The organism is Streptosporangium sp. NPDC006013 (genome assembly GCF_040614275.1).
Lineage (GTDB): Bacteria > Actinomycetota > Actinomycetes > Streptosporangiales > Streptosporangiaceae > Streptosporangium.
The window spans coordinates 1-7,384 of the sequence record NZ_JBEXUE010000489.1 but is presented as its reverse complement, the minus strand read 5'-3'; the positions used below and the strand labels follow the sequence as shown (position 1 = coordinate 7,384).

General features: G+C 67.1%; 8 protein-coding genes, 1 tRNA gene and 1 pseudogene. 7 read left to right on the top strand and 3 right to left on the bottom strand.

Translation table 11 applies throughout. The features are described from left to right. Positions 1-259: 259 nt before the first annotated feature. A complete protein-coding gene (locus ABZ260_RS42625; RefSeq protein WP_355629233.1) occupies positions 260-844 on the bottom strand; it encodes a hypothetical protein in 585 nt (194 codons plus the stop codon). A gap of 23 nt (positions 845-867) precedes the next feature. Next, positions 868-2,124 (bottom strand): XRE family transcriptional regulator, encoded by a 1,257-nt coding sequence (locus tag ABZ260_RS42620; RefSeq protein WP_355629230.1) that lies wholly within the window; start codon positions 2,122-2,124, stop codon positions 868-870. A gap of 448 nt (positions 2,125-2,572) precedes the next feature. Here ABZ260_RS42620 and ABZ260_RS42615 point away from each other — a divergent pair, with 448 nt between their 5' ends. The 3 genes and pseudogenes from ABZ260_RS42615 to ABZ260_RS42605 all read left to right on the top strand — a co-directional run. Further along, positions 2,573-2,839, top strand: coding sequence for a hypothetical protein (locus ABZ260_RS42615; protein WP_355629227.1), 267 nt, complete (start codon positions 2,573-2,575; stop codon positions 2,837-2,839). A 663-nt stretch (positions 2,840-3,502) separates the two neighbouring features. Continuing rightward, positions 3,503-4,183, top strand: a complete 681-nt coding sequence (locus ABZ260_RS42610) for a hypothetical protein (RefSeq protein ID WP_355629224.1) — start codon at positions 3,503-3,505, stop codon at positions 4,181-4,183. Positions 4,184-4,302: 119 nt separating this feature from the next. Beyond that, positions 4,303-4,596: pseudogene (locus tag ABZ260_RS42605) on the top strand (tyrosine-type recombinase/integrase); the annotation flags it as partial. Positions 4,597-4,683: 87 nt separating this feature from the next. Here the strand turns inward: ABZ260_RS42605 and ABZ260_RS42600 are convergent. Next, positions 4,684-4,760 (bottom strand) — tRNA-Pro (locus tag ABZ260_RS42600). A 110-nt stretch (positions 4,761-4,870) separates the two neighbouring features. On the opposite strand from ABZ260_RS42600, the gene ABZ260_RS42595 reads away from it, so the two are divergent. The 4 genes from ABZ260_RS42595 to ABZ260_RS42580 all read left to right on the top strand — a co-directional run bounded on the left by ABZ260_RS42595 (position 4,871) and on the right by ABZ260_RS42580 (position 7,322). Next, positions 4,871-5,308, top strand: a complete 438-nt coding sequence (locus tag ABZ260_RS42595; protein WP_355629221.1) for a hypothetical protein — start codon at positions 4,871-4,873, stop codon at positions 5,306-5,308. Positions 5,309-5,733: 425 nt separating this feature from the next. After that, positions 5,734-6,417: a hypothetical protein gene (locus tag ABZ260_RS42590; RefSeq protein WP_355629218.1), complete on the top strand. Its 684-nt coding sequence runs from the start codon at positions 5,734-5,736 to the stop codon at positions 6,415-6,417. A gap of 6 nt (positions 6,418-6,423) precedes the next feature. Continuing rightward, positions 6,424-7,113 (top strand): hypothetical protein, encoded by a 690-nt coding sequence (locus ABZ260_RS42585; protein ID WP_355629215.1) that lies wholly within the window; start codon positions 6,424-6,426, stop codon positions 7,111-7,113. A 2-nt stretch (positions 7,114-7,115) separates the two neighbouring features. Continuing rightward, positions 7,116-7,322, top strand: coding sequence for a hypothetical protein (locus ABZ260_RS42580; protein WP_355629236.1), 207 nt, complete (start codon positions 7,116-7,118; stop codon positions 7,320-7,322). The last annotated feature ends 62 nt before the right edge of the window (positions 7,323-7,384 follow it).

The following is a 7,384-nucleotide window of genomic DNA, read 5'->3' as shown; positions in this document are numbered from 1 at the left end:
AAAAAGGGGCTCCGGAGAAACTCCGAAACCCCTACCGACCAGCAAAAACCTGGTCGGGACGACAGGATTTGAACCTGCGACCCCTTGACCCCCAGGCAACCCAGGAGGGGGCGGGACCACGCCTGATACCCGCTCCCACCTGCGCATACGGTCCACAGCGATCCACTGCTGTCCGGCCCCGTCCAGGGCCGTTGTCACCCAGTTGGTCACCCAGAAAACCGCAGCGTGAGATGCCGTCACCCTGCCCCACAGATTGCCGTCACAGCCCATGCTCAGCCCGGATACGTGCGTGATCCTCCGGAGTGTATTCCTCGATATCAGTTCCGTCGGGAAAGTCATCAGGGAACAAGGGGCATAGCACCTTACGGCTCATGATTCCGACGAGGAAGTCCATCAGCGATCCTGGGTAATGCCACCACATCCATCCGTCCGTGATCACGATCGTCCACTTCTCGGGATCAGGACCGGTGAGCCACAAAAGGTAGTCCCCGTTATCCGTCGATCCCCACGGGTACACACCGCCGAGCTCGGGATAGAGAGGGAAGGGCGACACCTCGGTCTCTCTACCCTCGTCGTCCACCAGGTTGATAGTGCCCCACTCCTCGATGAGCGGGCGAAGCTGGCTCATCCGGTGAATCGCGCACTGCCTTTCGAGTCCACCGAGGTCGGGACGGCTGACGTAGAGAAAGTCGTTCAGCCGGAGGTCGGCATATTGGGCGGTCCATACCTTGTAGTCGCTAGGGAACACAAGACCGGTCTCCGCCTCGATCGCGGTCCAGTCCACGGCGGATGCCGACTTGTTCGGAGGTCCGATGATCGCCACCAGATCGGCGACAGTGGCCATGGGTGTCTTCCCTCTCTGACCGATCACTCCGGGACAGATGAACAGGCCATCAGCGCCTCGGAGAGAGTGACCGCCTCCGGGGCCTGTTTCCTGTTCAAGTCTCGTGCGATCGTACGCAGTTCCTTGGCCGCGTGGCGGTTCAGCTCGACAGCGTCGGCCACGATCGGCAGGCTCACCTGTAGGGCTGCCGCCGCGTCTCCGGCCTCGGTGTGGGCCTTGGCCAGGCATGAGCCGTACCAGGCGCGATCGCGCTTGTAGGTCTCCGGAAGGCCGGACAGACCGTCCGTCAGCAGGTCGATCGCCTTGGGCCAGTTGGCAAGATGCAACTCGGTCATGCCGCGCTGGAGGCGGAACCAGGTCTCGTCGTAGAAATACATCCACACCGGCTCGTCATCGGCATGCTCGGCGGCCCGGCGGATCAGCGCCTCGGCCTCGTCCAGCAGCGTGCGAGCGGGCCTGGCATCGCCAGCGAGCGCGTGACCTCGGGCGGCCATCTGCGCGGCCATCCCCCGCACACCCGGCGTCACCCGGCCGTCGTGCCAACGGGCCGCATCGGCGAGCCGGACACACCTGCGGGCGTTGCCCGCACTCCATGCCTGGTGGGCCTTCATGCTGAGCGTGGTGGTGGCCATGTTCACGTCGCCGATCTCCAACGCCCAGTCATGGGCGCGGTCGTACCAGGCGAGCGCGGCGGCCTGGTCGTCGACGTCCAGGGACATCCACGCGACGAACTGGGCGTACTGCGAGGCCAGGTCAACCACCGTGTCGGCCAGCGATCCGCGGGCGCCCTGGGCGAGCTCGACCACCACGCCGAGCTGTTGCCGCACGATGCCAAGCAGCGGGCGGGAGCCGATGGTGTCTTCGACCTTGCGGTGTTCGGCAAGACAGGTCGCCAGCCAGTCCACGGTGCGCTGATCCACTCGGCTGGGCTGCTGGACACTGCGGGCGATCCGCTCGAACAGATCGGCGTCGGGTGCGACGGTCGGCAGGGGCAGCGCGGGCACCGGGAGGCTGGGGCGCTCGGCGAGGTCGAACAGGTCGGTCTCGGTGCTCCGCAGCGCGCGGGCGTACAGCAGGCGGTAGCGCTCGCTGGGGTAGTGGTCGCCGCGTTCCCATCCCCGGATGGTCCGGGTGAGGTCGTCGATGCTGGGCAGCTTGCCGCGCTGTTTTCCGGCGACTTCCTTGAGCCGACGTGCCATGTCGGCCACGGTGCCGACCTTGGCCTTGCGCTCGTCGCGCAGCCGTACGGCCCACTGGGGGGGTGTTCCTGGGGTGCCCATCGTTCACCTCCGGATATTCGCGGATGCGGCCGTATCCCTGGCTATCTCCCATTGTCATCGTGCCCTGCCGGAGTGCGGCGGCTTAGCTGAACGTGATGATTACTTCACGGGTTTCGACGGCTGACGATCCGGCTCTGTGCTCGATGCAACGGCTTCACGCGGAGCTTGAGAGTCTCGGCATCACCTCTGACGTCCACCATGGGCACGGTGCGGCCCTGCTGAGTGTGTGGGTGGATCTGCTCGTGTGGTCCGACGGCTTTCGCTTCATGTGGTGGAACGGCGAGCACTCCGCGCGGACGGGCCGCAGGAAGTACGCCGCTCACACGGCGGACAATCCGTCGACGGCCGCTCGCCGGATCGCTGACCGTTACGCCGCTCTCCGCGCGACGCGCCCCGCGCCCCCTCCCAGCGCGGGGGCGGCTCCGTTGTGATGGTGCTTGAGACGTGTGTGAGCCCGCACCTGGGCATGGCGCAACGTGATCACGTTCGGCTCGACTGGCACAAGCCGCACCACACGTTGGAGCGGGTGCGGCCGGTGGCGTGGACCTGTGTGTGCCGTGCCACGGTCTATGAACTGTGCGAGGGCGGCGGGCGGGCGTTCATCCGGCGCACCACGCAACTCGACGGCGGCCACCGGGTGGACGAGAGTCACCGCTGGTCGATCGCCACAACTCGGGCGACCTGGGCGGCGCTGCTGTCCGGGAAGGCCCGGTAGAGACGGGCGTGGCGGCGTGTGCTTCGGAGGGACGGCGTCGCCACGCCTGCCAGGAGTCCACCATGCACGCTGGCCCATTCCTCCCCCGCCCCCGATAGCTGCCAGATCGTGTGTCCCGACCGAGGGGTCAACTCCGTCTTCGCGTGTCCGTCCGCCCCGACGTGCACAGCAGCCCTCACCCAACAGGTACGGACGGAGTTGACGCCGACCGAGGGACACGAACACTCCGGTAGCGGGGGCGGGGGAGTCACGGCCCGCAACCCCGGAAAACTGTTCAGCGGGAGTGGAGACGGCCAGCGCAATGCCGAAGGCACCCCGAAGGGGCCGCGAAGCGGTTGGGCCGGCGGTCGGAGCGGCAGGCGGCAGCGCGTACCAGGGGCGGCGGGTGCGTTCGGTTAGGCGGGTGCTCGGTGCGGCGGGCGGCGGGCTTACGCCGTGCCGTCCCGGCTGGCGCGGGCCGGGACCGGCCGCCAGGGCCGCACGCCCGGCCCGCTGGCCGTGCCGGGACGGCGGGGCGTGTCCCGCCGTGCGGCGGCGCGGAGCGCTGCCGCTTTAAACCAGTAAAGAAACTCTGAGCCAATGTCGATCACGGACGTAGATCGTTGCTGGATCGCTACAGGTGCTCCTCCCATTGTTGAGAAGGGTGCACCTAGAGTGGCTGGGGTGATCACTAAGTGTTCGTTTCTTCTGGCGGCCGTCTTAGCTGGATCGCTGCTGGTGCCGAGTCCCGCTCTGGCCGAGAAGTCGTCTGCCCTGAGGTCTCCCGATCCACTCAAGGCGGCCCTCCTCTCGCCGGAGGATCTCGGGAACGAGTTCACCCGTCGCGGGTACCGCACCCGTGGTCTGCTGAGCCCCACCTTCACCCGGATCAAGAAATGCGGCACAGCCGTCAAGAGCATCGCTGCGGTTTATCGGGCCAAGGCCGCGACAGGGTTGAAGCACAAGGATCGGTGGGAGGGGATCAGCGAATACATCGTGAGCGGCACCGCCAGCGAGATCTCCGCCTTGGAACGCGCAGCCAAGGCTATGGTCCGCCATTGCCGCAAGATCACGGTCAAGACGGACGGCTCTAAAGACATCATCCGCAAGCTGTCGATCGGTCGGCTCGGTGACAGCGTGCATGGAATCAAGTTCCGCAGCGGGTTCCCTAACAGCAATCTGGAGCGGGACGCCGAGCTGCCAGCGGGAATGATGGTCGCGATCGACGTTGTGATCATTCGGGTGGGGAACACCATGATCGCGTTGGAGCATGACGGCAATGTCGGTGAGTTCGACCCCTCGCTCACCAAGTCCGCCGCCCAGACGGCTGTGACACGACTTCATCAGTCTCTGCAAGACAACTAAGATCACTCGCCAGCCGGGCGCTCGGCTGGCGAGGCGTCCCTACACGCCGCCGTTCACGACAAGTACGAAACCTTCGAGCGCAGCAGGCCAAGGAGCGGGAGACGGCGGGCGCGAGGTGGAAGGAGAACGATCTCGTCTTCGCCTCCCTGGTCGGCACTCCCCTGGACTCCCGCAACGTACGACGGGCGTTCCGGAAGATCGTGAAAGACGCCGGGCTGCCCGCGAAGGACTGGACGCCTCGGGAGATGCGGCACAGCTTCGTCTCGTTGCTGTCCGACTCCGGCGTCCCCCTGGAGGACATCGCGCGACTCGTCGGCCACAGTGGAACCGCCGTGACAGAGGCGGTCTACCGAAAGCAGATCCGCCCGGTCCTGCTCGGCGGCGCGGAAGCAATGGACCGGATCTTCACGTGACGGGAGCGATAGTCACTCAGTTAGTCACTCAGAATGCAGAAAGGGTGTCTCCCTTGCGGGTGACACCCTTACCGACCAGCTGAAACCTGGTCGGGACGACAGGATTTGAACCTGCGACCCCTTGACCCCCAGTCAAGTGCGCTACCAAGCTGCGCTACGTCCCGGTTGTGCTGCGCACCTCTCGGGTGCACGTCATAACCTTAGCGCAGATCGGGTGGGCTTCGCACACGGCGACGTCCGTCAGGACAGGCGATCGCGCGAAAGGTGAGGGTGCGTGGGGCGCAAGGCGTTGATCGACCAGGAGGAGCTGCGGCGGCTGGCCGGGCGGGGGCTGTCGAACGCGGAACTGGCGGCGCGGTTCGGGGTGAGCGAGTCCGGGATCTTGCAGGCGAAACGGGCCGCCGGGCTCTCGAAGCCGATGCTCGATCACTCGCGGGCCATCCCCTGGAAGCTGGACCGCGCGCACAGCCAGTCGGGGCCCGCGACGAACCTGCGGAACCTGTCGTCCGTGGCGCAGGGGCGGGCGATCCCCGCCGAGAAGCTGAACACGGCGCTGCGCTGGGCCGGGCGGCTGGTCGCCGCCGGGCTGGACATCTCGTACGAGTCCGGCAGGGGGTTCACCGAGGTTCCCGCCTCCACGGATGACTGGCTGGCCGCCAGGGTGCTGGACGAGGCCCGCAGAGCTCTCGATCTCTCCGAGGAGCAGGCCTGACGGGGCTAATGGAAGTCAGGACATGCCTGAGCCTCCATCCCCGGCCCGGGAGCCGGGCACGGGGGTGAAGGCCCGGCCTGGAGACCCGGGACCGGTTCGCGCTCCGGGAGTGCAGGCTTGGCCCGGGGACCGCACCGGTCCACACACCGAGGGATGAAGGCCCGGCCCGGGACCGGATACCGGCCCGCAGGCCGGTAAATCGGAGATCGGGCCCGGGATTCCTGCCACGGGAATTCATAGGCGGCCGCCGAAGCCGGGAACCGCATTCGAAAACGCGGTAAAAGAATATCTAATACCCGACAGGACCTGCTAAAACATCAAATCCAGAGGAAGTGGCGGGGAGGCAATAAATGTCGGCGGCCGGTTTCGAGGCCTGACCCCAGGGCAGCGCACGGGGACAAGCGCCTACACGACCGGAGGCAGACATGTCCACCGTGATCTGGGTGGCCGTCATCGTGGTCGCGGTGGTGGCGATCGTCGCAGTCGGCTATCTCGCACTGCAGCAGCAACGCCGGCATCGACTTCGTGACCGCTTCGGCCCCGAATACGAACGTACCCTGCAGGAGCGTGACAGCAGGCGCGACGCCGAGCAGGAGCTCAGAGCCCGCGAGCAGCGCTTCAGCTCCCTCGACATCCGCACCCTGGACGCGCAGACGCGCGAGATCTACACGAGGAAGTGGATGGAGGTCCAGGAACGTTTCGTGGACGCTCCCGGTTTCGCGGTGACGGAGGCCGACCATCTGGTGACCTCCGTGATGGCCGAGCGGGGCTACCCGACCGAGGACTTCGAGCAGCGGCTCTCCGACCTGTCCGTCGCGCACGGCCGCACTCTCGACCACTACCGGCAGGCCCACGAGATCAGTAGCAGGGCCGCTCACAAGGAGGCCTCAACCGAGGAGCTCCGGCAGGCCATGGTGCACTACCGCGCCCTGTTCGAGGAGTTGCTCGCGGCTCCCGGCAGCGAGGTCAACGGTGAGCGGAGTGCCCGGCAGGCCGATCTCGCCGACCGCGACCCCCATCACCATGATCCCAGGCAGCCGGATGCCGCCGCCCCCGAGACCACGGACGGCAATGAGCGAGCCTACCGACGCGATCCCCAAGGACGGTGACCTGACGTGAACAATCGATTCAACCCGGACAGCGACCGGCTGGTCCACAAGGCCGACGAGGACGTGGCACCCGAGTTCCAGGAGCCATCCGCCCCTGACGCCGATACCCGCGCCCCCCTGCCCGGCGACCGGCGCAACGTGCCGGCCGACCTCGACGGTGACGCGCTCCCCCGGGACCCGGCCATGACCCCGGGTACGCCGGTGACCGGCACCGGCGCGCACGACACCACACACGACGCCCTGGACGACACCGTGGACGACACCGCGCATGACGCCGTACGTGACCGCGTGCCCGCTACCGACTTCCCGATGACCCCCGCTTTCCCCGGAAGCGCCGCGGACCGGCAGGGCGACGTGCTCGACGAGGGCGCGAGCCTCACCGGCACCGAGCCGACCGACCGGGCACCCGCCACGGCCGAGACCCTCTTCGACCATGACTCCGACGATGTGCTGCGGCGCTGGCAGGAGGTCCAGGCCGGGTTCGTGGACGACCCGCGCGACGCGGTACAGCGGGCCGACTCCCTGCTCGACGAGATCACGACCTCTTTCAGGAACGCTCTTGAGGTCCGGACCACCGAGCTCCAGGGACGCTGGAAGAACACCGAGAAGAACGACACCGAGGATCTGCGGACCGCCCTGCGCGACTACCGCACGACCCTGGAACAGCTTCTCAACATCTCCGCTGGGACGAGGTGACCATGTTCGCCATCGCCGCCGCCGTCGTGTTCGGCCTCGGACTCCTGCTCGACCTGATCAACACCAGGATCGGCGGGATCAGCGGGACGACCTTCCTGCTTCTCGGACTTCTGCTTCTCGCTCTGCATCAGGCCGGTATCGGCTCGGCCGGCCCTCGGACCACCACCGGGGGCGGAGGCACCGCCCTCGGCGCTTTTCGCGTTCCCTGACGACGGGAACGTGCCGACCGGTCGGTGTGAGGAGGCTCACCGCACCACGCGTATGGACGGCG